The organism is Tenacibaculum finnmarkense genomovar ulcerans (assembly GCF_900239495.1).
Lineage (GTDB): Bacteria > Bacteroidota > Bacteroidia > Flavobacteriales > Flavobacteriaceae > Polaribacter > Polaribacter ulcerans.
Genome location: NZ_OENE01000013.1, coordinates 38,355 through 63,720 on the forward strand (window position 1 = coordinate 38,355; position 25,366 = coordinate 63,720).

At 30.5% G+C, this 25,366-nt stretch carries 27 protein-coding genes and 1 pseudogene; 21 read left to right on the forward strand and 7 right to left on the reverse strand.

What is annotated here, in order from left to right:
• The first annotated feature begins 141 nt into the window (after positions 1-141).
• Complete coding sequence (locus DPIF8902391_RS04455; protein WP_058886256.1) at positions 142-1,416, forward strand: serine hydroxymethyltransferase; 1,275 nt, start codon at positions 142-144, stop codon at positions 1,414-1,416.
• 151 nt (positions 1,417-1,567) lie between these two features.
• A complete protein-coding gene (locus tag DPIF8902391_RS04460; protein ID WP_101915217.1) occupies positions 1,568-2,809 on the forward strand; it encodes a cation:proton antiporter in 1,242 nt (413 codons plus the stop codon).
• 40 nt (positions 2,810-2,849) lie between these two features.
• Here the strand turns inward: DPIF8902391_RS04460 and DPIF8902391_RS04465 are convergent, their stop codons facing one another.
• Positions 2,850-4,352 carry a reverse transcriptase domain-containing protein gene (locus DPIF8902391_RS04465; protein ID WP_172505144.1) on the reverse strand — a complete coding sequence of 501 codons (1,503 nt, stop codon included), beginning with the start codon at positions 4,350-4,352 and terminating at the stop codon, positions 2,850-2,852.
• 473 nt (positions 4,353-4,825) lie between these two features.
• Between DPIF8902391_RS04465 and DPIF8902391_RS04470 the strand changes: the two genes are divergently transcribed.
• The 7 genes from DPIF8902391_RS04470 (at position 4,826) to DPIF8902391_RS04500 (ending at position 10,748) form a co-directional block, all read left to right on the forward strand.
• Entirely contained in the window at positions 4,826-5,527 is a 702-nt protein-coding gene (locus DPIF8902391_RS04470; protein ID WP_172505145.1) for a hypothetical protein, read from the forward strand.
• A 260-nt stretch (positions 5,528-5,787) separates the two neighbouring features.
• A complete protein-coding gene (locus DPIF8902391_RS04475; protein WP_172505146.1) occupies positions 5,788-6,339 on the forward strand; it encodes a 1-acyl-sn-glycerol-3-phosphate acyltransferase in 552 nt (183 codons plus the stop codon).
• A gap of 80 nt (positions 6,340-6,419) precedes the next feature.
• Positions 6,420-7,751, forward strand: coding sequence for a DEAD/DEAH box helicase (locus tag DPIF8902391_RS04480; RefSeq protein WP_172505147.1), 1,332 nt, complete (start codon positions 6,420-6,422; stop codon positions 7,749-7,751).
• A gap of 86 nt (positions 7,752-7,837) precedes the next feature.
• The gene (locus DPIF8902391_RS04485; RefSeq protein ID WP_058885020.1) at positions 7,838-8,029 is read left to right on the forward strand and encodes a cold-shock protein; all 192 of its coding nucleotides are present in this window, start codon (positions 7,838-7,840) and stop codon (positions 8,027-8,029) included.
• A 248-nt stretch (positions 8,030-8,277) separates the two neighbouring features.
• Positions 8,278-8,742, forward strand: coding sequence for a cold-shock protein (locus DPIF8902391_RS04490; RefSeq protein WP_058885021.1), 465 nt, complete (start codon positions 8,278-8,280; stop codon positions 8,740-8,742).
• Between the two features lie 209 nt (positions 8,743-8,951).
• Complete coding sequence (locus DPIF8902391_RS04495) at positions 8,952-10,487, forward strand: SDR family NAD(P)-dependent oxidoreductase (RefSeq protein ID WP_058885022.1); 1,536 nt, start codon at positions 8,952-8,954, stop codon at positions 10,485-10,487.
• Positions 10,488-10,556: 69 nt separating this feature from the next.
• On the forward strand, positions 10,557-10,748 hold the full coding sequence (locus tag DPIF8902391_RS04500) for a cold-shock protein (protein ID WP_058885023.1): 192 nt from the start codon (positions 10,557-10,559) through the stop codon (positions 10,746-10,748).
• Between the two features lie 273 nt (positions 10,749-11,021).
• Here DPIF8902391_RS04500 and DPIF8902391_RS04505 read toward each other — a convergent pair whose 3' ends face one another.
• From DPIF8902391_RS04505 to DPIF8902391_RS04520, 4 genes are all read right to left on the reverse strand, one after another.
• A complete protein-coding gene (locus DPIF8902391_RS04505; RefSeq protein WP_172505148.1) occupies positions 11,022-11,849 on the reverse strand; it encodes a type 1 glutamine amidotransferase domain-containing protein in 828 nt (275 codons plus the stop codon).
• A gap of 15 nt (positions 11,850-11,864) precedes the next feature.
• Positions 11,865-13,025, reverse strand: coding sequence for an iron-containing alcohol dehydrogenase (locus DPIF8902391_RS04510; protein WP_172505149.1), 1,161 nt, complete (start codon positions 13,023-13,025; stop codon positions 11,865-11,867).
• Positions 13,026-13,056: 31 nt separating this feature from the next.
• Positions 13,057-13,689 carry an NAD(P)H-dependent oxidoreductase gene (locus DPIF8902391_RS04515; RefSeq protein WP_172505150.1) on the reverse strand — a complete coding sequence of 211 codons (633 nt, stop codon included), beginning with the start codon at positions 13,687-13,689 and terminating at the stop codon, positions 13,057-13,059.
• A gap of 75 nt (positions 13,690-13,764) precedes the next feature.
• Positions 13,765-14,358 carry a TetR/AcrR family transcriptional regulator gene (locus DPIF8902391_RS04520; protein ID WP_101915225.1) on the reverse strand — a complete coding sequence of 198 codons (594 nt, stop codon included), beginning with the start codon at positions 14,356-14,358 and terminating at the stop codon, positions 13,765-13,767.
• A 237-nt stretch (positions 14,359-14,595) separates the two neighbouring features.
• Here DPIF8902391_RS04520 and DPIF8902391_RS04525 point away from each other — a divergent pair, with 237 nt between their 5' ends.
• The 11 genes and pseudogenes from DPIF8902391_RS04525 to DPIF8902391_RS04580 all read left to right on the forward strand — a co-directional run bounded on the left by DPIF8902391_RS04525 (position 14,596) and on the right by DPIF8902391_RS04580 (position 22,696).
• The gene (locus DPIF8902391_RS04525; RefSeq protein ID WP_172505151.1) at positions 14,596-15,384 is read left to right on the forward strand and encodes a dCTP deaminase domain-containing protein; all 789 of its coding nucleotides are present in this window, start codon (positions 14,596-14,598) and stop codon (positions 15,382-15,384) included.
• Entirely contained in the window at positions 15,385-15,966 is a 582-nt protein-coding gene (locus DPIF8902391_RS04530; protein ID WP_172505152.1) for a nucleotide pyrophosphohydrolase, read from the forward strand.
• 88 nt (positions 15,967-16,054) lie between these two features.
• Positions 16,055-17,047: a nucleotide kinase domain-containing protein gene (locus tag DPIF8902391_RS04535; protein WP_101955973.1), complete on the forward strand. Its 993-nt coding sequence runs from the start codon at positions 16,055-16,057 to the stop codon at positions 17,045-17,047.
• Positions 17,048-17,064: 17 nt separating this feature from the next.
• Positions 17,065-17,547 carry a TIR domain-containing protein gene (locus DPIF8902391_RS04540; RefSeq protein WP_101955942.1) on the forward strand — a complete coding sequence of 161 codons (483 nt, stop codon included), beginning with the start codon at positions 17,065-17,067 and terminating at the stop codon, positions 17,545-17,547.
• A gap of 7 nt (positions 17,548-17,554) precedes the next feature.
• Positions 17,555-18,175 (forward strand): annotated as a pseudogene (locus DPIF8902391_RS04550) (Nmad2 family putative nucleotide modification protein).
• 5 nt (positions 18,176-18,180) lie between these two features.
• Positions 18,181-18,597, forward strand: a complete 417-nt coding sequence (locus DPIF8902391_RS04555) for a hypothetical protein (RefSeq protein WP_101955940.1) — start codon at positions 18,181-18,183, stop codon at positions 18,595-18,597.
• Between the two features lie 96 nt (positions 18,598-18,693).
• The gene (locus DPIF8902391_RS04560; protein ID WP_172505155.1) at positions 18,694-20,619 is read left to right on the forward strand and encodes a tetratricopeptide repeat-containing sensor histidine kinase; all 1,926 of its coding nucleotides are present in this window, start codon (positions 18,694-18,696) and stop codon (positions 20,617-20,619) included.
• 6 nt (positions 20,620-20,625) lie between these two features.
• On the forward strand, positions 20,626-21,270 hold the full coding sequence (locus DPIF8902391_RS04565) for a response regulator transcription factor (protein ID WP_172505156.1): 645 nt from the start codon (positions 20,626-20,628) through the stop codon (positions 21,268-21,270).
• Positions 21,271-21,298: 28 nt separating this feature from the next.
• Complete coding sequence (locus DPIF8902391_RS04570) at positions 21,299-21,649, forward strand: immunity 51 family protein (RefSeq protein WP_172505157.1); 351 nt, start codon at positions 21,299-21,301, stop codon at positions 21,647-21,649.
• Positions 21,650-21,767: 118 nt separating this feature from the next.
• Positions 21,768-22,187, forward strand: coding sequence for a hypothetical protein (locus DPIF8902391_RS04575; RefSeq protein ID WP_172505158.1), 420 nt, complete (start codon positions 21,768-21,770; stop codon positions 22,185-22,187).
• Positions 22,188-22,504: 317 nt separating this feature from the next.
• The gene (locus DPIF8902391_RS04580; RefSeq protein ID WP_058885027.1) at positions 22,505-22,696 is read left to right on the forward strand and encodes a cold-shock protein; all 192 of its coding nucleotides are present in this window, start codon (positions 22,505-22,507) and stop codon (positions 22,694-22,696) included.
• A 120-nt stretch (positions 22,697-22,816) separates the two neighbouring features.
• Here the strand turns inward: DPIF8902391_RS04580 and DPIF8902391_RS04585 are convergent, their stop codons facing one another.
• Entirely contained in the window at positions 22,817-23,278 is a 462-nt protein-coding gene (locus tag DPIF8902391_RS04585) for an Lrp/AsnC family transcriptional regulator (RefSeq protein WP_058885028.1), read from the reverse strand.
• Between the two features lie 219 nt (positions 23,279-23,497).
• On the opposite strand from DPIF8902391_RS04585, the gene DPIF8902391_RS04590 reads away from it, so the two are divergent.
• The gene (locus tag DPIF8902391_RS04590) at positions 23,498-24,424 is read left to right on the forward strand and encodes an NAD-dependent epimerase/dehydratase family protein (RefSeq protein ID WP_083501066.1); all 927 of its coding nucleotides are present in this window, start codon (positions 23,498-23,500) and stop codon (positions 24,422-24,424) included.
• 80 nt (positions 24,425-24,504) lie between these two features.
• Here DPIF8902391_RS04590 and DPIF8902391_RS04595 read toward each other — a convergent pair whose 3' ends face one another.
• Entirely contained in the window at positions 24,505-25,116 is a 612-nt protein-coding gene (locus DPIF8902391_RS04595) for a DEAD/DEAH box helicase (RefSeq protein ID WP_058885030.1), read from the reverse strand.
• Between the last annotated feature and the right edge of the window lie 250 nt (positions 25,117-25,366).

Consider the following 25,366-nt stretch of genomic DNA (forward strand, 5'->3'; position numbering starts at 1 on the left):
ATGTCAATATAGTATTGGTTAACTTATTGACCGATGTACTTGTTTTAAAATAGATAACAATTGCATAAACTTTCCATAATAAAATTATTACATTTGGATTATTATATAACAGATTATATCACAAAAGATAAAAAAGATAAGATGCAAAAAGATCATCAAATATTCGATTTAATTCAAGAAGAAAAAGAACGTCAACTAAATGGTTTAGAATTGATTGCTTCTGAAAACTTTGTAAGTGAACAAGTAATGGAAGCGCAAGGTTCTATTTTAACTAATAAATATGCAGAAGGATATCCTGGTAAACGTTACTACGGAGGGTGCGAAGTGGTTGATATTATAGAGCAAATTGCTATTGACAGAGCTAAAGAATTATTTGGCGCTGAATATGTAAATGTACAGCCACATTCAGGTTCACAAGCAAACACGGCTGTTTTTGCGGCATGTTTAAAGCCTGGAGATACTATTTTAGGTTTTGATTTATCGCACGGTGGGCATTTAACACACGGATCATCAGTAAATTTTTCTGGTAAATTATACAACCCTGTTTTTTATGGTGTTGATAAAGAAACTGGTAAAATTGATTACAAGCATTTAGAAGCACAAGCAAAAGAGCACAAGCCAAAATTAATTATCGCAGGAGCTTCGGCATATTCTCGTGATATGGATTTTGCTAAATTTAGAGAAATTGCAGATAGCGTTGGTGCTGTTTTAATGGCTGATATTTCTCATCCTGCAGGTTTAATTGCTAAAGGAATTTTATCTGACCCATTACCACATTGTCATATTGTTACCTCAACTACGCATAAAACCTTACGTGGACCACGTGGAGGAATTATTATGATTGGTAAAGATTTTGAAAATCCTTTTGGATTAAAATTAAAATCAGGGAAGTTAAAGAAAATGTCAACATTGATAAATTCTGCAGTTTTCCCAGGAAATCAAGGAGGACCTTTAGAGCACGTTATTGCAGCTAAAGCAGTGGCTTTTGGTGAGGCTTTAACTGATGAATTTTTAGAATATCAACTACAAGTAAAAGAAAATGCCAAAGCTATGGCAGCAGCTTTTGTAGCAAAAGGATATGATATTATTTCTGGAGGAACAGACAATCACATGATGTTGATTGATTTACGTAATAAAAACATTACAGGAAAAGATGCTGAAATCGCTTTAGGAAAAGCAGATATTACGGTAAACAAAAATATGGTTCCTTTTGATACAGAATCTCCTTTTGTAACTTCAGGAATTCGTATTGGAACACCTGCAATTACCACCCGTGGATTGCAAGAAGAAGATATGCAAGCTGTTGTTGATTTAATTGATGATGCTATTAAAAATGCTTCTGATGAAGATAAATTAGCGCAAATAGCTGAGCAAGTACAAGACTTAATGCAGCACCGTAGATTATTTATTATGTAATTATAATTATTTATCACACTAAATAATTATATATTCTATAAAAAGCACCTTAATTAAATTGAGGTGCTTTTTTACATTAATTTTGTTTCTGAATTTCAGCTAATAAAAACTAATAATAAAAATAACGCTAAAAATTTAAAATTTTATCAATATGAATGATATTTATGTAATAGCCACCGTACTAATTTTTTTATCCGCAGTATTCGGATATATCAATGTGCGGTTTTTAAAACTCCCAAATACGATTGGGTTAATGATTTTAACCATCTTATTCACCTTCGGTGTTCTTTTGTGGTCTAATATAGATCCGACATTATTAAACTTCGAGAAATCCATTATTTCAAAAATAGATTTCAAAACCTTGCTTTTAGATGAAATGCTAAGTTTCTTACTTTTCGCAGGAGCATTACACACCAATTTTGATCAACTTAAAATACAACGAAGACCCATTTTATTGTTCTCAACATTAGGAGTTTTAACATCGACGTTTTTAGTAGGTATCGCCATGTATTTTGGTTTACAACTGATCAGTTTAGAGGTTAGTTTTATCAATTGTTTGTTATTCGGAGCATTAATTTCACCAACCGATCCGATTGCGGTTTTAGGAATCTTAAAAAAAGCAGGAGTTCCTAAAAAATTAGAAACAAAAATTGTTGGCGAGTCTTTATTTAATGATGGTGTAGGTGTTGTTATCTTTTTAACAATCTTTAAAATTGCCGAATCAGGAACCGCAAATGTAAGTGCATTAGATGTAGCGCAACTTTTCGGACAGGAAGTAATAGGAGGTATTGGAATTGGGCTTATTTTAGGTTGGGTTACTTACCAATTATTAAAATCTATTGATGATTTTGATATTGAAGTAATTATCACCTTAGCTACTGTAATGGGCGGAACTGTTTTATGTCATAAATTTCATTTATCAGCGCCTTTGGCAATGGTAACTGCGGGTTTAATTGTAGGAAACGACACGGTAAGAGCACATTCAATGTCGGAAACTACCGAGAAATATGTTGATAAATTCTGGGAATTAATAGATATTTTATTAAACGCTATTTTATTTGTATTGATAGGAATGGAAATGTTAGTTTTAGCCATAGAAGGAAAGTTCGTATTGGCTGGTTTATTAGCAATTCCTATTTGCTTGATATGCCGTTATGCGTCGTTATTTTTACCGATAAAAATATTCGAAAAGAAATTAGATTTCGTTAAAAACACCGATGTTATTATGACTTGGGGAGGTTTGCGAGGAGGAATTTCAATCGCTTTAGCTTTAGGATTATCTGCAAGTATGGAAAGAGAATTATTTTTAGTAATTACTTACATTGTGGTGGTTTTTTCAATAATCGCACAGGGTTTAACCGTAGATAAATTAGTGAAGCGATTGAAGGAGTAGATTTAATACGTTTTAAATTTAAAAAAAACCTCAGCTTTATTCAAGTTGAGGTTTTTTTATTTTTATAATCAATATTTGAAAAATCATATTTATGAATTGTTTTTTGCAATATTCTCCAATGATTACGTAGTTGCCGTTTTATTTCAGGCGCATTTAAATCATCCGAAGCTCTATATGCGTAGCGTAGGTAATTTCCTCGGAATTTTCTTTTTTTAATTCCAATTTCTCTAGATTTCACACCTTTAAAACTATACAATCGATATAATTTTCGCTTAAACAAAGGCGCTTCATCTAACAATAATTTTTCTTTAAGATGTTCTACTCGTTTATGTTTTCTTTTTACGGTTTGTTTCATTTCTCGGTAAAACTGTGCTAAATTCTTCGATTTAAGTAGCGTTTGATAGCCATAAAACTCAAAACCCAAGTAATTTAAAGGAATATTTTCTTTTAAATTATCTTGATGTATTTTAAAAGATTTAAGCCTGTTATTGTGTATTTTAAACAAAGTTATTTCTGTTTTTTCAGCTGAAATTGTCAAATCAATTTTTTGAACCTGGTAAATAATAAATTTTTGAACAAAATCGATGAGGTTTTCATCACACAACACAACAATGTCATCAGAATATCTTCTATAAAAAACATCATATTTAAGCGTTAATTCATTTATAATCGCTTCATCAAAAGGCAACATATACATATTGGCAAGTAAAGCACTTATCGGCAAACCCTGCGGAATACCTATGGGTTCATTATTATTTTTATTCTTCTTTTGATTTTTATGGATAATAATATCGGAATCTAAAAGTCCGTGTATATTTTCAAAAAAAGTATTTTTTCCGCTTTTGCGATGTTTTGCTAATTCCTTTTCATCAAAATGATTATTCTTTGTTTTTAAATCGTTTAATTTCACGTAAGAAAACCGTGTCGTTGCTTTAAAAAGATTATAATGATTTTTAGGTAAAGTTTTACAACCAAGTGTTTTTGCCCAAATTAATTTTAATTTTTTATGATTTAAAGAAGGGAAGAAGTTTTCAATATCTAAAACCAAGGCAACACAATTTTGACGCTTTTTAATTTCATCAAAAACATCTTTGGCAAAATGAACGTTATTTTTAAATTTTAATTTATCGTCGGTTTCAATTCGTCGATAAGCGGTTATTGCCTTAGAAAGTAATTCATTTTTTCTTAAATAAGCTTCATATTTTGGCGTAATTATTTTTTGAGTATAATACGAATACACATGAGCGTCTATATGAGTTGCGTATAAAATTTCTCTAATTTTTGTATTAGAAATAATCTTACCGTTTTTTAACTTCTTGTGAGAACGCCTAATTTCATTATTATTTTCATCACCAAAATTAGATTCTTTATATCTACGCTGTTTAATTTCTTTAAAAATCAATGGTAAAAAAGAGTGTTTTGCTACTTTTTGAGGATTAGAAACATAGCTTTCCACTTTCTTTCTGACGGATAATGGCGTTTTATTCGAAAAATGCGGATATCCTCTGTCTTTAAACCAATCTTTTTGTTTTTTCTTATCCATAGAAATATAGCATTAAAATGAAGTAAAAGTAAAGGAAGTTCTCGCTCGGTATTTAAATTTAATAAACGTAACATCATTTTAAAATGATTGAGCTATTAACCGTATTCACGATTCCCGATGCAATTGAACGTATCTTTAGAGGAGGCAATAATGCTTAGTAATCAACTCATAATTTATTTATATGGTAATTATCTTTTACATCAAGTTCCAAGTCAAGGAAGAAGTCAAAACAACTAAAATTAATTTATTTCGATTGTTGCATATTATATTAATATTATATGCGAGAATCGAAAATAAATTCACTCTAACTAATTCACGTATGTATTATCCCTTTAATAAATCAATGAAAAAGGTCTGAATTAATTGAAATTAAAAATTTACAATGGCTCAAATAAATGTTTATTAATAATAACTAAAGAACTTCCTTACTTTGATTGTAAATGTAAGATTTTTATTACTTTAGATGAAAAAAAATGCAAGAGAAATCCAAAGAAAATAAACAGGAGAAAGAAATTGTTATTGGCGATATTGTAACTTTAAAAACACATCCGTTACTTTACGACTTTAAAATAAAAGGAGACGGGAAGTTAGTTCCGCCGTTTATGATTGTTAAAGAAATTTATATAGAAGATAAAAAAAAGAAAACTCATTCGGAGGAATTAGGGGAGCAAATAGCTGAAAGAATAAAATATACTTGCGTTTTTTTTGATGATAATAAAACGGAATTTAAAGAAGCTATTTTATATGAATCTATGTTAGAAAAATATGATAAAATTCATATTGCTAAATTAGAAGGTGTAAAAAAAGGTGAAATGGTATTGAAAGATGTTAAGTGTAAATTATTAATTGAAGAAACAAGAAAATACGTTATTCCTGAATATAGTTATGGTAAAAATGTGTTTTTCAGAACAAAAAAGTTTGAAATATTTAAAAAGAGTGACCCTGTTAAAATTCAAAAAAACACAGACACAGTTCAATATATAGCAAATGATTCTTCGCCTGATTTTATTCTATGTGGCATCAAAAAGAATGAAAACACTAGTGATTTTTATCAAAATGGCGATAAAAGAAAAATGGTTTCTGAAATTTTATATAAAGTAAAGTGGTTTAATGCGAATCAAATGAAATTTAGTGATATCTATTTACCAAGAGAATGTTTTACCGATGTTCAATAATCTGGTAGAGACGCGATTTATCGCGTCTTTTTTTGTGGTTATTTATATAATATTGATATCAGATTCGATATAAAAATTGATGATGATAAAATTATAATTGTGTTATATGTTGTATATATTATGGGAGACGCGATAAATCGCGTCTGTACACTACGCGCGGATATCAAACAACCCCGTGCAAAAGCAAAATGATGATAACCTATCTGTTTTGAAAAATAAAACCCTATTTTTGGCATCTATACTATTATATTTTACAAAACATGATATCAAAAATTATATTTACTAAAATTTTAGGCTGGAAATTTAACGGCGAATTCCCTAAAGAACTCAATAAATACGTGTTAATTGGCGCACCTCATACCAGTTGGCAAGATTTTATGGTTGGGTTGTTTTCAAAAAATATTACCCGTACAAAACTTAATTTCGCAGGTAAAAAATCATTATTTAAACCGCCTTTTGGCTTGTTTTTTAAAGCTCTTGGTGGAGTTCCTATCGATAGAAGCAAAAGCGCCAACGTGGTAGATGCTATTATTGATGTTTTTAATACAAAAGAAGAGTTCAGATTGGCAATATCGCCAGAAGGAACAAGGAAGTTTGTAGAAAAATGGAAAACAGGTTTTTATTATATCGCACAAGGGGCAAACGTGCCGATTGTAATGCTTGGTTTCGACTTTGAAAATAAGGAAGTAAAACTATCAAAACCTTTTTACACAACAGGCGATATAAAAGCCGATTTCGAGCATTTTTATCAATTTTATAAAAATATTAAAGGCGAAAACCCTGAATTATTTAATAATAAATCTTTTATATAATTTCTGATGCAAGAAAACTAGCATAAAAAGAAGTGTATTTGCTGTAAAGAGTGATTATCTTTGCAAAAAAATATATTTTTATGCCAAAACAATTTTCAGATTTAGGAATTAATGAACAATTACAACAGGGTTTAGTTGCTTTAAAAATTACGGTACCTACAGATGTACAAGAAAAAACAATCCCTGTTATTCTAAATCAAAAAGAAGATGTTGTTGTTTTAGCAAAAACAGGAACAGGTAAAACTGCTGCTTTTGGACTGCCTTTATTGCAATCTATTGACACCGAAAACACCAACGTACAAACCTTAATTTTAGCACCTACAAGAGAGCTAGGACAGCAGATTCATGCAAATTTAGTCTCTTTTGCTACCAATATGCCTGAAATAAGCATCGCTTCTGTATGTGGAGGAATTCCTATAAAACCTCAAATGGAGCGTTTAAAAGAAACCACACATATTGTCGTGGCAACACCAGGGCGTTTGGTCGATTTAGTAAAGCGTGGTGCTATCAATATTAAAGAAGTAAAATATTTTGTCTTAGATGAAGCTGATGAAATGGTAAGTGCCTTAAAAGAGGAGGTAGATACTATTATTAAAGGAATTCCAAATGTAAAAAATAGAAGAACTTTATTATTTACAGCAACCATGTCGGGAGCTATAAAGCAGTTGGTTCAAAATTATATGTCTAAAAACGTTGTAAATATCCAGGCGGATATGACAACAGTTGGGCATCAAGGAATAGCGCATCAATATGTCGTTGTAAAGCCTATTGAAAAACTAGAGGTATTGCTTCATTTTTTAAATTCGAAAGAAGGACAGCGTGGTATTATTTTCTGTAAAACCAAGGCGGCTGTTAATAAATTAGCTAAAAACTTAGCGATTAATAAATTTTCGTCAGGGGCAATTCACGGTAGCTTAACCCAAGGAATTCGTGATCGAATTATGGGGCAATTCAGAGAAGGCTATATTGATATTTTAGTCGCTACCGATTTAGCAGCGCGTGGTATTGATGTAAAAGAAGTTTCTTATGTAGTTAATTATCATTTACCAGATACCTATGAAGCGTATGTTCACCGAAGCGGAAGAACGGCAAGAGCAGGAGCAAAGGGGCTTTCTTTAACGGTTTTACAAGAAGATGAGGTAAAAGATATTGCTGATTTCGAAAAGGAATTAGGGATTGTTTTTAAGCCTTTTAAAAAGGCAGATGCGCAAAGTATTGAAGAAAATAATGGGTTAATTTGGGCGAAAAAAATATTTAAAACCAAACCAAACCGTAATGTTTCTGAAGATTTTAAATCAAAGGTAAAAACAATTTTTCATCATTTAACAAAAGAAGAGTTGGTGGATAAAATTTTAGCAAATTACTTAGCAGAATCGAATACTGTAACTCCAAAAAAGGAGACTAAAAAATAAATGAACAAATATGTGTTATATGTGAAAATATGGTAGCATCTTTGCAAACAGACAAGTAAGTTTATAAATTATTTAATTACATTACAATGAATAAAGGAATAGTAAAATTTTTCAACGATACAAAAGGATTTGGATTTATTACAGAAGAAGGAGTTGAAAAAGACCATTTTGTACACATTTCAGGATTAATCGATGAGATTAGAGAAGGTGACCAAGTTGAATTTGACTTAGAAGAAGGTAACAAAGGACCAAATGCAGTGAACGTAAAAGTGATCTAAAAAATATATTTACCATTTTAAAGTCCATCGTCTTTGATGGACTTTTTTATTTCCTTTTTTAAGGAAAATTATTTATTTTATTCCGTTAATAATCAGTCAAAGTACGGATTTTATAAAAATAAATGATAAAAATCACAAAAATTAACACAATTTAGGGTATATTGGGGCAATTGTGATGATTCCCTTAAAAAAGGGTTTTCATATATTATTCTAATTAAAACTAGTAGTATAATTCTATATTAAATATTATGGCAAAATCTCAGCAATCATTTAACAAGAATGAAAAAGAGAAAAAGCGTTTGAAAAAGCGTGAAGATAAAAGAAAAAAAATGGAAGCTCGTAAGGCAGACATTAGAGAAAATGGTTCAACAGGAATTGAATTTGCATATACAGATGCTTATGGGAATTTATCTTCAACACCTCCTGATCCAGAACAACAAAAACTGGTTATTAACGCAGAAGACATTCAAGTTAGCGTTCCTAAAACTTTAGAAGGCGATAAAGAAGCGTTTGATCCTATTAGAAAGGGAACAGTTTCGTTTTTTGATTCATCTAAAGGATTTGGTTTTATTATCGATTCAGCAGATCAAGAAAAATATTTTACACACGTAAGTGGTATTATTGACCAAATTTCTGAAAATGACAAAGTAAGTTTCGAACTTGAAAAAGGGATGAAAGGGATGAACGCAGTAAAAGTAACTTTAGTTAAATAATTTTACATTACCGCTTTCAAATTAAAAGAGATTGACCTTATAAGAAGGTTAATCTCTTTTTTTGTTTTAGTGTTTTACATGCGTGTGAAAATATTTAGATTAGATGCGAGACGAGATAAATCGCGCCTGTACCTATTAAAACTATTAAAATAAAAAGCAGTAATTTCGCGCCCGAATATAAATTTAAAAAAATAAAAAAGTAGTTTGATATGAGTGAACAAAAATCAAGTGTAGATATAGCATCTTGTATCGCTACATTGCAACATTTATTAGCAGATACAAATCAGCTTTTTGAATTACCTGAACAAGAAAGAGTAGCACTTTTTAAAGCAGCAGGTGAATTAACAAGACCTAACAGGGCAGAGTTTGAGCGCAGAAGAAAAGACGCGAAAAAAGCTGCGAAACGCAAAATGATTGCCAAAGATACACATGCCAGAAAAACAACAGGAATTCGTTCGGCAAGAGAATCGGCATTGTTTGTAGCGCCTAAATTATTAGCAGCTGCTGATTTATCCGAAGATACTTTAGAATTAGAATCTCCTAGAAATTGCTATGTTTGTAAAACTGTTTATACAAAATTGCATCATTTTTATGATACGATGTGTAAAGATTGTGGTGATTTAAACTATGCAAAACGTTTTCAATTAACCGATTTAACCGATCAAGTTGCGGTTATTACAGGGTCTCGATTAAAAATTGGATATCATATAACCTTAATGTTATTGCGTTCGGGAGCAAGGGTTGTTGCTACAACACGTTTTCCTGCCGATTCAGCAATTCGTTTTTCTAAAGAAGAAGATTATAAAGATTGGAGTGATCGCTTACATATTCACGGGCTTGATTTACGTCATATTCCAAGTGTAGAGATTTTCTGTAATTATATAGAGCAAAAATACGATCGATTAGATATCTTAATCAATAATGCGGCACAAACCGTAAGAAGACCTTCAGGTTTTTACTTCCATTTAATGGAAAATGAAAAGCTTCCTGTTGATAAACTTCCCAAGTTAGCCCAAAAGTTATTAAGTGATCATGTTGGCTGTTTAGAAGAGTTATCAAGCTTAAGTATTCCTACGGATAAAACAAGTAAAAATAATGTATTGCCTGTTACTTGGCATGGTCCTGAGCCTGGAATAGGTTTGCGTAATTCAGCAGCATTATCTCAGATTCCATATAGTTTTGATAATTCGTTACAAACTGCTGAGGTTTTCCCTGAAGGCGAACTAGATGCCGATTTACAACAAGTAGATTTAAGAAAAACCAATAGCTGGCGTTTGCGTTTGGGTGAAATTGAAACCACTGAAATGGTAGAAGTACAGTTAGTAAATGCTGTTGCGCCGTTTGTTTTATGTAATCGTTTGTCTAATTTAATGATGAAAGAAAACACGGGTAAAAAGCATATTATCAATGTAACAGCAATGGAAGGGAAGTTCCATCGATTTAAAAAAGTAGATAGACATCCGCATACAAATATGGCAAAAGCGGCTTTAAATATGTTAACACATACCTCAGCATCAACTTTTGCAAAGTCAGGAATTTATATGAATGCCGTGGATACTGGCTGGGTTACTGATGAAGATCCTGCGGAATTATCTAAAAAGAAAGTAGAAACACATGATTTTCAACCACCTTTAGATATTGTGGATGGTGCAGCACGTGTTATGGATCCGTTAATTGACGGTATAAATACCGGTAAACATTGGTCTGGTAAATTCTTAAAAGATTATTTTCCTATTGATTGGTAGGCTTTTTACAATTTATGGCATTATCTTTGCAATCTAATTAGTAATTATTAAAATAAATATAGTAACATTATGAGTACAGGAACAGTAAAATTTTTCAACGACACAAAAGGATTTGGATTTATTACAGAAGAAGGAGTTGAAAAAGACCACTTTGTACACATCTCAGGATTAATCGATGAGATTAGAGAAGGTGACCAAGTTGAATTTGATTTAGAAGAAGGTAAGAAAGGACCAAATGCAGTGAACGTAAAAGTGATCTAAGCATATATCTTTAAAATAAAAAAGCCCATCAGTAAATGATGGGCTTTTTTTGTGTGTAATATTTTTTTTTTGAAGCAATTTCCCGCTTTCCGCACTCGCTTTTTTTGTTTTTTAAAAGAAAAAACAAAAAAGAGCTCAAACAAAGCTTCAATCGGGGCTAAGGATTTGTACTAAAAACCAAAATACTGCTAACATTTAAAACTTAAAACCAAAAAAGGCTGTCTATATAATTAGAACAGCCTTTTACTTGCTTAAAAAAATGGGGAGAGGGGGTTATTTTAAGCTATTTATTAATTTATCAGCAACTAATTTAGAAGATGCTGGATTTTGTCCTGTAATTAAATTACCATCTTGTATTGCATAAGCATTCCAATCGTCTTTTTTCGAATAGATACCACCATTTTTAGTTAACATATCTTCTACTAAAAAAGGAACAATATCGGTAAGCCCAACAGCTTGTTCTTCAGAATTTGTAAATCCTGTAACTTTTTTACCGTTTACCAAAGGAGTTCCATCGGCGTTTTTAACTTCTTTTAAAGCCGCAGGTGCGTGGCATACAAAAGCAATCGGTTTGTTTTGATTGTTGAATTCTTCAATTAAAGTTATCGAAGCAACATCTTCTGCTAAATCCCATAAAGGACCGTGTCCGCCAGGATAAAAAACAGCGTCAAAATCATCCGCATTGATCATTGTTAATGTTTGTGTATTTGCAATTTTAGCCTTTGCAGCGTCGTCTTTATTAAAACGCTCGGTTGCTTTTGTAGCAGCATCGGGCGAATCACTACTTGGGTCAATAGGAGCAGCGCCTCCTTTTGGTGTTGCGATGGTAATTGTAGCACCTTTATCTAACAAAGCGTAATACGGAGCGGCAAATTCTTCTACCCAAAATCCTGTTTTTTTATCCGTATTCCCTAATTTATCGTGTGATGTTAAAACAAATAAGATGTTCATTTTTTTAGTTTTAGTGGTTATTTTTTCATCCGAAGAAACTCTTTCCGCAGAATTTTTGTTTGCTGTTTTACAGCTTGATATTGAAATCATTCCAAAGATTATTGCAGAAATCATTGGAAATATAATGGCTGCTTTTTGTAGTATTTTCATCTTTAAAAAAATAAATTAATACGCCATTTTTACGATCTCTTCAACGTTTTTAGGCGATAAAGATTGATGCTCTCCCAAAGCTAACCAACCACGTTCTGTAAAGCGTTTTGCGATTATTTCAGCAGTTCCTTGGTAATCTTTTGTGTAATCCGATAATTTAGTGTCAATACCTAATTCATGGAAAAAAGCCACTGTTTTATCAATACCAGCCTGTGCTTTTTCATCCGTAGAACCTGTGGTAACATTCCAAACACGTTCGGCATATTGTGCTAATTTTTCTTTTTTAGCTTCAAAATTAAAGGCGTAATGGCTTGGTGCAATTATTGCCAAAGTACGGGCGTGATCAATACCAAATAAAGCCGTTAATTCATGTCCGATTCCATGTACTGCCCAGTCGCCAGGAACGCCTTGTTGAATTAATCCATTTAACGCCATCGTGCAACTCCACATATAATTTGCAGCGGCTTTGTAATCCGTAGGATCTTTTAAAACTTTTGGCGCAACTTCAATAATAGTTTGTAAAATGCTTTCTGCAAAACGATCTTGCAATAATCCACCTACAGGATAGGTCATATATTGTTCTAAAACGTGTGTAAAAGAATCGGCTAAACCATTGGCTAATTGACGTTGTGGAATAGAGGTAATTACTTGCGGATCTAAGACTGAAAATTCAGGAAATAATCCAGGACCGCCCATGGCAAGCTTTTCTTTGGTTTCTCTTCGGGTAATTACTGCGCCAGAATTCATTTCAGAACCTGTTGCAGGCATTGTTAAGACCGTTCCAAAAGGCATTCCTTTTTCAGTTCTGATGTTATTGGTTAAAATATCCCAAGGAATTTCGCCGTCATATAATGCCGCAGCTGATAAAAACTTCGTTCCATCGATAACAGAACCACCACCAACAGCTAATAAATACGTGATTTTTTGGTCTTTAATTACTTTTAAAGCATCTAAGAGTACCGAATATTCTGGATTTGCAGGAATTCCGCCAAATTCAACAACCTCAACAGTTTTTAAGGCTTCTTTTACCTGGTTATAAACACCATTTTTTTTGATGCTTCCGCCGCCAAAAAGTAGTAAAACCTTTGCATCTTTGGGAATTTGTGTTGTTATTTCTTTTATAGTATCTTTTCCAAAGATAATTTTGGTTGGATTTTTAAATTGAAAACTATTCATCTTTTAATTTTTTTAGGGAAATCTTTTAGTTTTACTCGATTACGGTTACTAATTCATTCATCGGTTTTCTAACTTTTACTAAGTTTACCAACCAATCTTTGTCTTCGGCTCTGTATCCGATAGGCAATAAAACAGCACTGCGTAATCCTTTTTCACGTAAGTTTAAAATTTCATCAACAGCGGCAGGATCAAAACCTTCTACAGGTGTCGCATCAACTTGTTCGTAAGCGGCGGCTGTAATGGCTTGTGAAAAAGCAATATAAGCTTGTTTTGCTGCGTGATTAAAATTCTCTTCGGCATCTTTCTGCGGATAAGAGCTTAATAACATCTGACGGTAATTTTCCCAGCCTTCGTTTTTAAAACCACGGATTTGATTTGTTAAATCGAACATGTGATTAATTCTGTCTTCGGTATAAGTATCCCAAGCAGCGAAAACAAGTAGGTGAGAGCAGTCAGTAATTACCGATTGATTCCAAGCGATTGGTTTAATTTGTTCTTTAATTTCCTGATTTTTAATCACAAAAATTTCGAAAGGTTGTAATCCGCTTGAGGTTGGTGCTAAACGTGCTGCCTCTAAGATACGTGCTACTTTTTCTTCGGATACTTTTTTACCGTTCATTGCTTTAGCGGCATATCTCCATTTTAATGTGTCTAATAATTCCATAATACTTGCTTTTTTTATGTTGTTATATTCTATGTTATTGTGTTTGAGGGAAACTGTCAATTAGAACAGGGGTATTTAATTTACACTTTTGCAAACCTTGATACTATTCCAAGCAGATTGATACGCTTCTTCAATATGAGTTTCATCCAAAGTAAAAACACCTCGTTTTTGAGAAATCATTAAAAAAGACAGCGGATTAATTGCATAGGCATATAATATATAATCGGACATTGGCTTGATGATTCCTTCTTTTTTACCACGATTCCAAAGATCGAGTAGTGGTTGTAAGTGCTTGATTCCTTCTTGACGACTTTCTTCATCAATTACGGGAGTATTGTCGCATTGTGCTAAAAACATGGCGTTTTCACACTCTTGTAGTTTAAATTCGGCAATACGTTTCCAGATAATTTCAAAACCGTCTTCCACAGATACTTTATCGCTGTAAGTTGCAAAAGCATAATCGGTATATTTTGATTTTACTTCGATATAGGTTTGATTTACTAAATCTTGCTTGCTTTCAAAATATAAATAGATCGTTGCTGGTGATACTTTTGCCATTTTTGCAATTTTACTCATCGGAGTAGCATGAAAACCATTATTGTTTACCAACTCAATAGTTGCTTTTACAAGTGCGTTTCGTTTATCAATACTTTTTTGAAGTTTTGCCATTATATAATATTGTTATTTTTCTTTCTTTTATTTATGATGATGCAAATATATATAATAAAAATGAATATTCATTCTTTTTTATTATGATAAGTGATAACGAAGAAAGAAATATTAAATGAAGAGAGGTTTCACGTTATTATTTTACTTTCTTTAAATTAAATCGTTTTTTATACTTATATCGTTGATAATATTAAGTTTATATTATAACAATAAGATAAAATTGCTTTTCTTTGTAACATGGCATTTTTAGGAAACGATAGTTTATCTCAGATATTACCAAATTTAATAGACCCATTTGATGTGACCCGTTTAAAGAGTGCGCATTATGAATTAAGTATTGGGGAAGAAGCTTTCGTAACGGGAGACAATTCAGATAGTAAAACAATTCTAGCAGAAAATGAAAGTATTACAATAGAACCTGGTCAATTTGCATTATTATTAACGGAAGAAAAAGTTACCATACCAAACGATAAAATAGCTTTTATTTCGATTAAAGCAGGTCAAAAATTTAAAGGACTTGTTAATATTTCAGGTTTTCATGTTGACCCTGGTTTTAAAGGGAAACTTTTATTTTCGGTATATAATGCTGGTCCATCAAAAATATTATTGGAACGAGGACAAAAATGTTTTCTTATTTGGTATAGCGAACTTATTGGAAATGCAAGCTATAATGGAGTACATAATAATCAAGAAAAGATTCCGATTAAGCATATAGAAAACCTGACAGGAGATTTAGCTTCACCAAATGTTCTTTTAACTAGAATTACTGAGATTAATTCCCAGATTACTAGACATTGGTTCGCAATTGGTCTTATCTTGGTTGCTTGTATAGGTATAAGTACTAAATTTTATTGGCAAAAAACTCAATATGAAGATGGATTTAATGACGGATATAATAAAAAACAAATCGAGGAAAAAGTAACTAACAAAGTCGACCTTATCATAAATAAGAAAATGGATAGTATTATTGGTGCGAAATTTGATAAAATAAATATAATTAGAGATACTATTACTATTCAAAAATAAATGAAAAATAATCTACAAAATATAAATTTATTAGATTCAACTTTTAATCAAAATGAAAAGTTGCCAAATTCTTTTGTTGTAGAATTTACTGAAATTAATAATAAGCAAAGAGAAGGGGCTGTTCGAATTACTATTGATGGAGTTCAAATAGGAGATGTTATTGATGATAATTCTTATGAAAAAGATTTTTATCGTTACCACGATGTATTTCATTATACATTTGCTACAATGCTTGATTGGTCTCCTTGTGCTAGAGTCATGCTTAAAAGAAAAAGGAAAAGTATTCCAATTATTGATGCGTATGAAGATGGAGCAAGAGCTACTATAACAGAAGAAGCTATATCTCTAATGCTCTTTAATGAAGCTAAAAGAAAAAATCTCTTTAAAAATAAAAAGGTTAGTAAGGGCTTATTAAAAATAATAAAGCAAATGACAGAATCTTTTGAGGTAAAAGTAAAAACAAAAACTGAATGGGAAAAAGCCATCGTAAAAGGCTATAGCTTATTCAGAAAACTTATTGCTAATAAAGGCGGAAAAATAGAATTTAATTCAATAGATAGAAAAGCTGTTTTTATAGGATAATTACTGAAGAATCTATTTGTAATAAAATAAATCATTAATATAAGAACTGGCTTAATGCTAGTTCTTGTTGTTTAAACTAATAATAAAATTGGAATTAATTATAAAAAATACTGTACCAAAAAAATCTAAAGTATATGATACTTACTGGAAATTTGCGACAGAAAGACAAAATATTTTCTTTAATAAAATAAATAAAAAAGAAATATGGACTGAAGATGAAATACTAATAAAACATAAGTTTACCAATGCTTACCGTGCTTCAGATAGAGTCAGTCAATACTTAATAAAAGAAATAATTTATAATAATACTCATAGCCAAGAACCTAAAGAAGTTTTATTTAGAATATTACTTTTTAAGATATTTAATAAAATTGAAACTTGGGAGTCATTGAGTAAAAAAATTGGAGATATTTCTTTTAAAAATTACAAGTATGAGTTATATGATAAAATATTAACAGATATAATGACTTCGGGAAAAGCAATTTATTCTGGAGCATATATAATGACTTCAGGAAGAAGTACTTTTGGATATAGTAAAAAACATCGGAATCATCTTAAATTAATTGAATTTATGATGAATGATAAATTAGATGAGAAGATTAGTGAGTTAAAAAGCTTAGAAAGTTTATTTTATTTATTAAAATCCTACCCAACAATTGGAAATTTCTTAGGGTATCAATATGCGACAGACATAAACTATAGTCTTTTATGTGATTTTAATGAAATGGATTTTGTTTTCCCTGGTCCTGGAGCTCTAGATGGTATAAAAAAATGCTTTACGGATATAGGAGGCTATAGTCAATCTGATATAATAAAATATGTAACTGATAGACAAGAAAAAGAGGTTTTAAGATTAGACTTAGATTTTAAAGATTTGTGGGGCAGAAGATTACAATTAATAGATTGCCAAAATTTATTTTGTGAAGTAGATAAATATTCAAGGGTGGCTCATCCTGATATTGATGGTATATCTGGGAGAAAAAGAATAAAACAAATTTATCGACAAAAAAAGAATAATTCTATTATTAATTATTGGTACCCTCCAAAATGGAAAATAAATGATAAAATAAAAAATATTTAATTAAAATAAAATGCTATATGGAAAAAGGAAACAATGTATTTATAAGCCATTACGGTAAAGATGATGACAAAGTTCAAAGGTTAAAAGAAAGATTTGCAGAAAGTAATTATAAAGTTAGGAATTATTCTGTAGATAGTACAAAGCACACAGAGCGAAAGCGACCAAGTAAAGAAGTTATAGAAAGACTTCTTAGAAGACAAATTAGTTGGTCTGGTTCGTTTATTTGCTTAATAGGAGATAAGACACATACTAGACCTTGGGTTGATTATGAAATTAAAGAAGCAATTAAACAAAATAAAAAAATAATCGGTGTTTATGCCCATGGAAGTAAAGAAACGGCAGAGCTACCAGTGGGTTTAAAAAAATATGGAGTAGCAACTATTGGTTGGAATTCTATTGATAGATTAGTTGATATAATGAATGAAAAGGAGATTCCACAAGAAACTCCATCAGGTACAGAAAGAGAGCCTTTATATCAAATGGAAAAAATAAAATGTTAAGGTTATTATGGAGTTTTTTTCTTACGTAATTAAACACGATTTAGGCTTAGCACCTAATCCATTTTGGAACTATTGCACATTGGCTGTGTGTAAACCCAATATAAGAAAAAATAGAAATCTTAATATTGGTGATTGGATAATAGGAACTTGAAGCGAAAAAATGGGGAAATTAAATCACTTCATTTACGCAATGCAATTAACAGAGAAAATGACATTTGAAGAATACTGGATGGATTCTCGGTTTACCTTCAAAAAACCAATACTTAATGGTAGTTTAATGCAAATGCATGGGGATAATTTCTATCATAAAAACAATGATTCTGATGATTGGATTCAAGAAAAATCAGCTCATTCAGTTGTAGATAAAGAAAAACATAAAAAAAGAGATATTAGTGCAAATACCGTTCTGATTTCTAGTAATTTTTATTACTTGGGAGACTCTTCTATATTAATCCCTGATGAATTTAGAAAACTTTGTAAAAAAAAACAAGGAATGAAGTATAAGGGTTTATCCGAAATTGGTATACAATTTATGGATTGGATTCAAAATCAAAAAAAAATTAAGAAAGGAATATCAGGAGATCCTATTAACTGGAATCAATATAAACAAATGAAACTAGAATTTTAAATATTATGAATGAAAATAAAATTAAGCATCTAGAGTTTATTCAAAATATAATTACTCGAATGAATAGAAACTCTTTTCAAATTAAAGGAATGAGTATAACCATTTCATCCGCTTTATTAGCTTTATCGGCTAATAATTCGAATATATTATATGCATCAATTATCTATTTTTCTCTTTTTATTTTTTGGGGGTTAGATTCTTATTATTTAAGCCAAGAGAAAGGATATAGAGATTTATATAATAGAACTAGAATAAAGGAAGAACTTGATATTGATTTTAATCTTAAATTGAACAAAGAAGATACTTTAGATAAAAATTCTTGGCAATACACCCTTTTAAATAAAACAATTTACCCTTTATACCTTCTTCAAGCTATACTTTCATTAATTTTAATTTTAACTTTTAAAAGTTTAAAATCATAAAACATAAAAACTACCCCTAAAAACAGTGAGTTTATTGTTTCGGAAATAGTTTAATATTGTTATTCACTTAATAGTATTAAACTATTTTTGTTATAAATGAAGCAACTTATCAATTATTATACTTGTAAAATTTTCGGATTCTTTATTTTTATGTGTTTGTCATCAACGTATGCGCAAGATAAAGAAGATCATTTTGTATTCTTCGGATATAATCCTGAAGTAGTAAATAGGCAATTATATAAATCATTAAATAATGCTATAGAACCTAGGGAACGGATTGTTGTTTTAGATAGCATTGCGACACAATTTATACAGTCAAAGAATGCTGATTCTCTTTTTCATTATGGAAGTATGCTTAAAGATGAGGTTTTAAATCTGAAAGGTAATCAGGACCAGGGGTTTAAATCTAAATATCAATTAAAATCGTTGTTTTATAAAGGTTTAGGTTCGCAAAGTATGGGTTTGTTAGATGAATCTGCAAGATATTTTATAGAAGGGATTCGTTTATCCGAAGAAAAAAAAAGACTGATATTTCAATATTTTAAACTAGCCTTAGCTGAAACCTATATTTTAAGGAAAGAAACCTTAAAAGCAGCTTCTATTTTAGATGAGGTAGCGCCTATTTGTAATACGTTAACTACGTTGCTTTATTATAAAATAGCCCGTTCAAATTATTATCTATTAAATAATGAACTTGAAAATGCTGAAAAACTAATAAAAAACACCTTACAAACGCTTAATAAAGAAAAATACCAGAGGATTTATATACGATTTCAAATAGCATTAGGTCGCTTAAAATTATTAGAAGGAAAGTTAAATGAATCGCTTGGTATTTTTACGAAAATTAAAGATAAAGCTATAAATGCAGGTTATTATGATCTTTATATCGCTATAATTTTAAATCAAGGAGAAATTTATAGTGTCAGTAAAAATTATCAGGTTGCCGAAATTATACTTAGTACAGCATACGTTAATGCGGTACAGTGGAATCAATTGAATTTGCAACAAAAAATAGTGAAAGCGTTAGTTCGTGTTTATGTATCAAAAGATAATTATAAAAATGCGTATAATTTAAAAACACAATTAGAGGGTATTAATCGTAGAATTATTTTAGGGCAGAATAAGCGGTTTATAAGAGATTTAGAATTTAAGTACGAAACACTAAAAAAAGAAAAGAAGATACATATACTTCAAGAAGATCAAGTACATAATAGAACAGAAATTGAATATCAAAAAACAGTAAAATATGGTATCTTAATAGCTTTTTTAATCATTCTGATTCCTATTATATTGTTGTTGGTTGTTTATTATCAAAAGCTGCAAACACAGAGTTTACTTGGCAAGCAACAGGAAATATTACGTCAAAAAGAAATGACTTCGGTATTACAAACACAAGAATTAGCATTGGTTAAAAATACGATTGTAGTTCAGAATAAAGAACGAGATCGTATTGCTAGAGAATTACATGATAGTATTGGTGGTAATATTTCGGGGATAAAACTACAAATGACCAATTTAGTGACCCGTAATCCTGAAGTAGGTTCATTACTTATTCAATTAGAAAAAACCTACCAACATGTTAGAGATATTTCTCATAGTTTAATTCCGAATGAATTTAAAGAAAATAATTTCACGTATTTAATTAAAAATTATATCACTTCTTTAGAGCAAAACAATAGTGTAGTTATTAATTTTGATGCGTATCCTGAAAATGCCGTAAATACTTTAAATTACACGTTACAATCTAATTTATTCAATATTATAAAGGAATTGATTACCAATGCTTTTAAACATGCTAAAGCTACGGAAATAGCCTTGCAATTAATCGTTATTGAACAAGATAATAGTATTGAGTTTCTTTATGAAGATGACGGAGTTGGTTTTGATATAAAAAAGACAAGCAAAGGAATTGGTATTTTAAATATTGAACATAGAGTAAAGGCGTTTAATGGTTTGTTTTCGATAGATTCGGCATTAAATAGAGGTACGGTAATAACAATAAGTATTCCACAACAAAATTAATTATTTATGACAACAGCGTATAATATTATAATTGCAGATGATCACAGTATGTTTTTAGACGGATTACGCAGCATACTTTCCGAAGAAAAAAATATAACGATTGTATTAGCCGCAAAAACAGGAACTCAGGTTCTTAAATATCTGCAAATTAATAAAACATCAAAAATAGATTTAGTTATTACAGATGTTAATATGCCAGAAATGGACGGTATCACTTTAAATAAGGCTATTAAAGAAGCGTTTCCGCAAGTAAAAACATTAGTAGTTAGTATGCTGGAAGAACCTGTTAAAATTCAACAGTTAATTGATGCGCATACCAATGGCTATTTATCTAAAAATGCCGCTAAAAATGAACTTTTAAAAGCGATTAAAACAATCCTTGAAGGCGAAAATTATTTTTCATCTAGAATAAAGGGGATTTTAATAGATGCAATGTTTGCTGCTAAATCTAAGCCTTTAGTTTCTTTAACCAAGAGAGAAAAAGAAGTATTGAAGTTAATAGCTAAGGAATTTACGACTAAAGAAATTGCTTCTCAATTATTTTTAAGCACACATACTATAGAGAGTTATCGTAAAAATTTAATAGCAAAGTTAGGCGTACGTAATATTGCAGGATTAACACGCTACGCAATAGAAGAAGGGATTTTATAAGATATAAAATAATTAAAAAACAGTAATTATGGAAATTAAAGAATTTAAAAGTAAGATTAAACCTTTTTTTTGGGTAGCACATTCAGATAGTTATTCAGTTTGTTTAAACGTAGGAGAGTTTAAAAATGAAATTTTCGAAACAAGAGCAGATGAAGGTTTTGAAGGTGGCGGTTATGACTGGGGTTCGTTGGCTTGTGTGTTTTTAAATGAAAAAACGCCAGCATTAAAAGAGCTTATTCATTTTGATCCAGAAGGAAGTATGTTTTGTGCGTATTCAAAAGATAAAGAAGCGTTACAGAAATTTATAGTCGCATTTAAAGAAGCTTGTGAAAATGAAGAATTAATTCAAGATTTGTTTTCAAGGGCTGAATTAGATTAAAATGATATATATCCCTGAAAGTAGGGTATTAATTTTCACGGTATTTGGGCTGAAATATAGTTAAGGATTCCTGCAACTTTGCATCATAAAAATAACTTAATTAAAAACTAAAAAAATTATGATTTACGGAATTACACTAATCCTTTTAAGTATTATAGCAGTGCCATCGTTAATTTTAGCAAAAAAACCAAACGCAAAAGAATTGTTAGATAAAATTGAACCTTATCAAGGTTGGATTGGTTTAGTTTTTTGTTTAGGGGGTATTTGGGGGATTATTTCAGCTTTTTTAAACATTGCTTGGTTAACATCATTACCAATTTGGTGGAGTACGCTCTTAGCAGGAAGTTTTGTACAAGCAGCTTTGGGTTTTATGTTAGGGTTTGGCATGATTAGTAAGTTATTGCTAAGTAAAAATGAATCAGCTCAACAAAAAGGAGAGGAATTAAGAGAAAAATTAGCGCCAAAACTAGGGAAACTAGGTTTGTTGGGGCTTATTTTTGGAGGATGGATGATTGTTGCATCTATACTTTTTATATAAATATATTTTAAAATATAGTGAGAAAGAGAAGGATCTGTTAGATTCTTTAAGACTTGCACGGTAATAAACTGTGCAGGTTTTTTATTTATACACCAAACATTACATGACATTAATTGCCTGTTGTAATCAAATTAATTACTTAAACAATAGTTGTTTATATTATATTTTAGGCTGCTAAAATTATTAAAAAATCAATAGGGCTGTAGGCTAGGAAGTTTATTTTTTTTTTTATATAAAATAGGGTTATATCATGCTGTATTTAGATTAATGGAACTATATTTGCAGTATTAATTACTAACAATATAACTTACATTACAATGAATAAAGGAATAGTAAAATTTTTCAACGACACTAAAGGATTTGGTTTTATTACAGAAGAAGGTGTTGAAAAAGACCACTTTGTACACGTTTCAGGTTTAATCGATGAGATTAGAGAAGGTGACGAAGTTGAATTCGATTTAGAAGAAGGAAACAAAGGACCAAACGCAGTGAACGTAAAAGTGATCTAATAATAGTCCATATATTTTAAAAAAAACCTCATCATTTATTTGATGAGGTTTTTTATTTGCCTTAATTTTTTAAAAAAAAGTGTGTTTAAATAAATATTGCGTGTGTTGAGGTCTGTTGTTTTATAAATAATAAGCTGTTTTATCCATTATTTCTTTAAGGACAAAGTAACTCTCTAAAACACCAATGTTATCAATTTTTGAGAGTTTTAAGCGAACAAAATCGTGGTAATCTTCTAAATCATTTAGATTTATCTGTAGAAAAAAATCTACTTTTCCTGCCATGTGATAGCATTTCTGAACTTCTTTTAATTCTTTTACTTGTGCTTCAAATTTATCAATAAAACCTTCGTCATGACATCGAAGCGATACCATACAAATAGCGGTTACAGGCATTTGTATGCGTTTTTTATCTAAAATAGCAACGTAATTTTTAATTACACCTGTTTTTTCCAAGCGCTTAATTCGTTCATAAATAGGAGAGATGGTTAAATTTAATTTTTCAGAAATTTCTTTGGCAGTTTTCTTGCAATCTTCTTGTAAAATTCGCAATATTTTTAAATCGATAGCATCTAATTTTATCATGTTTTATTAAATTAATTTTGATTGATGAGGTTTATGTTTACCGTTAAAATCACTTTTTAAAAGATGTAAAACTGTTTTAAAAAGTGATAAAATTGGTTTATTGTATTTAAAAAAGTTAAAATTACTTATTTTTCATCAAAATAAAGTGTTTATTACTTTTAAAGTGCTAATCAATGTATTTTTGTAGGAAATAAAAAGATTAAAAATCGTATAAATAAGATGAAAATATTAGTTACAGGAGCAGGAGGACAATTAGGTACGGTATTAACAAAGTCTTTAAAAGAGAAGTATGGTAAAGAGGCAGTAATAGCTTCAGATATTCGTACAATAGCAAATTATAGCGGAATTTTTGAAATATTAGACGCTACTAGCGAAATTGATTTAGCTAACATTGTAGTAAAACATAAAGTTACTCAAATATATCATTTAGCAGCAATATTATCTGCTAATGGCGAGAAGAATCCTATTCAAACTTGGGATATCAATCTAAAATCGCTTTTTAGTGTTTTAGAGGTTTCTGTAAAACATAAATTAGATAAAGTATTTTTCCCTAGTTCAATAGCTGTTTACGGACTTAGCGCACCAAAAATTGACACAAAACAAGATGCGTATTTAGATCCTACAACGGTTTACGGAATCAGTAAGGCAGCTGGTGAAAACTGGGCGCAGTATTATTTTTTAAGATATGGTTTAGACGTACGTTCTATACGATATCCTGGTGTTATTGGGTATCAATCTTTACCTGGCGGTGGAACTACCGATTATGCTGTTGATATTTATCATAAAGCTATTAAAAATGAAGATTTTACTTGTTATTTAAAGGAAGAGGCTTGTTTGCCGATGATTTATATTGATGATGCTATTAGAGCTACTTTAGAGCTTATGCAAGCACCAAAAGAAGCGGTAAAAATAAGAACATCGTATAATTTAGCAGGAGTGAGTTTTACACCAGCAGAAATTGCGGATTCAATAAAAGAGTGGTATCCTGATTTTAAAGTAAGTTATAAGCCTGATTTCAGACAAGCAATCGCTGATTCTTGGCCTAAATCTATTAATGATGACGCTGCGAGAGAGGATTGGGGTTGGAAACCAAACTACTCTTTAAAAGAAATGACTAAAGAGATGATTACTCAGTTGAAGAAGTAATAATATTGTATTTTCCTAGATAAAAAAAGACTATTTACGTAATGTAAATAGTCTTTTTTTATATTAAAAAAATAATTTCCTTAAGCCTTAATTACTTTTGCGTACTGCATAAAATAATCTTCAAAACGTTTTATAGTAGGCGTCATTTTATCGGCATATAAAACAAACTGACATTTATTAACACTCTGTGTAATTGCCATTAAAGCCGCGTAAGCAGTGTTGTTTTTTAAGAATTGTGCATCATCAATACTAAAAATCATTAATTGAGATGGGCTTATTCCGTTTAATAGAAATAATTTATTCATTCTTTTAGGCGTAGAGATAAGAATATCAACACCTTCAAAAATTTCTGATTTCTGTGTGTCTACATGAAGCGCTTCGTCGGCAACATAAACACGTATCGATTTATACCTAGTGTAAGGTAAAAAGGCGTTATATACTTCTAAAGCTCTTTCGTTATCTTCAACAAGAACAAAGGCTCTAGGGCTAGTACCAATATCAGTAAATTTTAATTTATGTAAGGTTGTAAGTACAAGTGTTGTTGTTTTTCCGCTACCTTGATCGCCTATACAATAAACATTTGCACCGCTTTTAATAGCAGGAATACTCTTTTTTTGTAAAGGTGTAGGAGTCGTTATTTCTAGCGATTCTAATTTTTCTTTAATTTCTGAATTTAATTTTTTAAAAGGCATAAGGTTAGTGAAATAACTGTTTTAACGTGAATAAAAGGAATAATTAAGCCACAAAGATACAATTAAATTAAAAGTTTTTAATTTATTAATCGGCTTGTGTTTGATTGATAAGATCAATAATAGATAGAAACAGATAATAATACAGAAAATAACAGAAAATATATGAAACTAGGAGTAAAGGGCTGTTTTTTGATGATCAGGTTAAGAAGGTTGCAGGGTTCATAAAAAAAGCAAGCAAAATACAAAATAC

Bases quoted from the DNA above. Each gene is read 5' to 3' on its own strand.
- DPIF8902391_RS04510 (WP_172505149.1), bottom strand. From the start codon at position 13,025: ATGAATAGTTTTCAATTTAAAAATCCAACCAAAATTATCTTTGGAAAA.
- DPIF8902391_RS04575 (WP_172505158.1), top strand. From the start codon at position 21,768: ATGATTTACGGAATTACACTAATCCTTTTAAGTATTATAGCAGTGCCA.
- DPIF8902391_RS04595 (WP_058885030.1), bottom strand. From the start codon at position 25,116: ATGCCTTTTAAAAAATTAAATTCAGAAATTAAAGAAAAATTAGAATCG.
- DPIF8902391_RS04515 (WP_172505150.1), bottom strand. From the start codon at position 13,689: ATGGAATTATTAGACACATTAAAATGGAGATATGCCGCTAAAGCAATG.
- DPIF8902391_RS04475 (WP_172505146.1), top strand. From the start codon at position 5,788: ATGATATCAAAAATTATATTTACTAAAATTTTAGGCTGGAAATTTAAC.
- DPIF8902391_RS04565 (WP_172505156.1), top strand. From the start codon at position 20,626: ATGACAACAGCGTATAATATTATAATTGCAGATGATCACAGTATGTTT.
- DPIF8902391_RS04495 (WP_058885022.1), top strand. From the start codon at position 8,952: ATGAGTGAACAAAAATCAAGTGTAGATATAGCATCTTGTATCGCTACA.
- DPIF8902391_RS04560 (WP_172505155.1), top strand. From the start codon at position 18,694: ATGAAGCAACTTATCAATTATTATACTTGTAAAATTTTCGGATTCTTT.
- DPIF8902391_RS04455 (WP_058886256.1), top strand. From the start codon at position 142: ATGCAAAAAGATCATCAAATATTCGATTTAATTCAAGAAGAAAAAGAA.
- DPIF8902391_RS04590 (WP_083501066.1), top strand. From the start codon at position 23,498: ATGAAAATATTAGTTACAGGAGCAGGAGGACAATTAGGTACGGTATTA.
- DPIF8902391_RS04540 (WP_101955942.1), top strand. From the start codon at position 17,065: ATGGAAAAAGGAAACAATGTATTTATAAGCCATTACGGTAAAGATGAT.
- DPIF8902391_RS04525 (WP_172505151.1), top strand. From the start codon at position 14,596: ATGGCATTTTTAGGAAACGATAGTTTATCTCAGATATTACCAAATTTA.
- DPIF8902391_RS04520 (WP_101915225.1), bottom strand. From the start codon at position 14,358: ATGGCAAAACTTCAAAAAAGTATTGATAAACGAAACGCACTTGTAAAA.
- DPIF8902391_RS04500 (WP_058885023.1), top strand. From the start codon at position 10,557: ATGAGTACAGGAACAGTAAAATTTTTCAACGACACAAAAGGATTTGGA.
- DPIF8902391_RS04485 (WP_058885020.1), top strand. From the start codon at position 7,838: ATGAATAAAGGAATAGTAAAATTTTTCAACGATACAAAAGGATTTGGA.
- DPIF8902391_RS04555 (WP_101955940.1), top strand. From the start codon at position 18,181: ATGAATGAAAATAAAATTAAGCATCTAGAGTTTATTCAAAATATAATT.
- DPIF8902391_RS04480 (WP_172505147.1), top strand. From the start codon at position 6,420: ATGCCAAAACAATTTTCAGATTTAGGAATTAATGAACAATTACAACAG.
- DPIF8902391_RS04530 (WP_172505152.1), top strand. From the start codon at position 15,385: ATGAAAAATAATCTACAAAATATAAATTTATTAGATTCAACTTTTAAT.
- DPIF8902391_RS04580 (WP_058885027.1), top strand. From the start codon at position 22,505: ATGAATAAAGGAATAGTAAAATTTTTCAACGACACTAAAGGATTTGGT.
- DPIF8902391_RS04470 (WP_172505145.1), top strand. From the start codon at position 4,826: ATGCAAGAGAAATCCAAAGAAAATAAACAGGAGAAAGAAATTGTTATT.
- DPIF8902391_RS04585 (WP_058885028.1), bottom strand. From the start codon at position 23,278: ATGATAAAATTAGATGCTATCGATTTAAAAATATTGCGAATTTTACAA.
- DPIF8902391_RS04465 (WP_172505144.1), bottom strand. From the start codon at position 4,352: ATGGATAAGAAAAAACAAAAAGATTGGTTTAAAGACAGAGGATATCCG.
- DPIF8902391_RS04505 (WP_172505148.1), bottom strand. From the start codon at position 11,849: ATGAAAATACTACAAAAAGCAGCCATTATATTTCCAATGATTTCTGCA.
- DPIF8902391_RS04460 (WP_101915217.1), top strand. From the start codon at position 1,568: ATGAATGATATTTATGTAATAGCCACCGTACTAATTTTTTTATCCGCA.
- DPIF8902391_RS04570 (WP_172505157.1), top strand. From the start codon at position 21,299: ATGGAAATTAAAGAATTTAAAAGTAAGATTAAACCTTTTTTTTGGGTA.
- DPIF8902391_RS04490 (WP_058885021.1), top strand. From the start codon at position 8,278: ATGGCAAAATCTCAGCAATCATTTAACAAGAATGAAAAAGAGAAAAAG.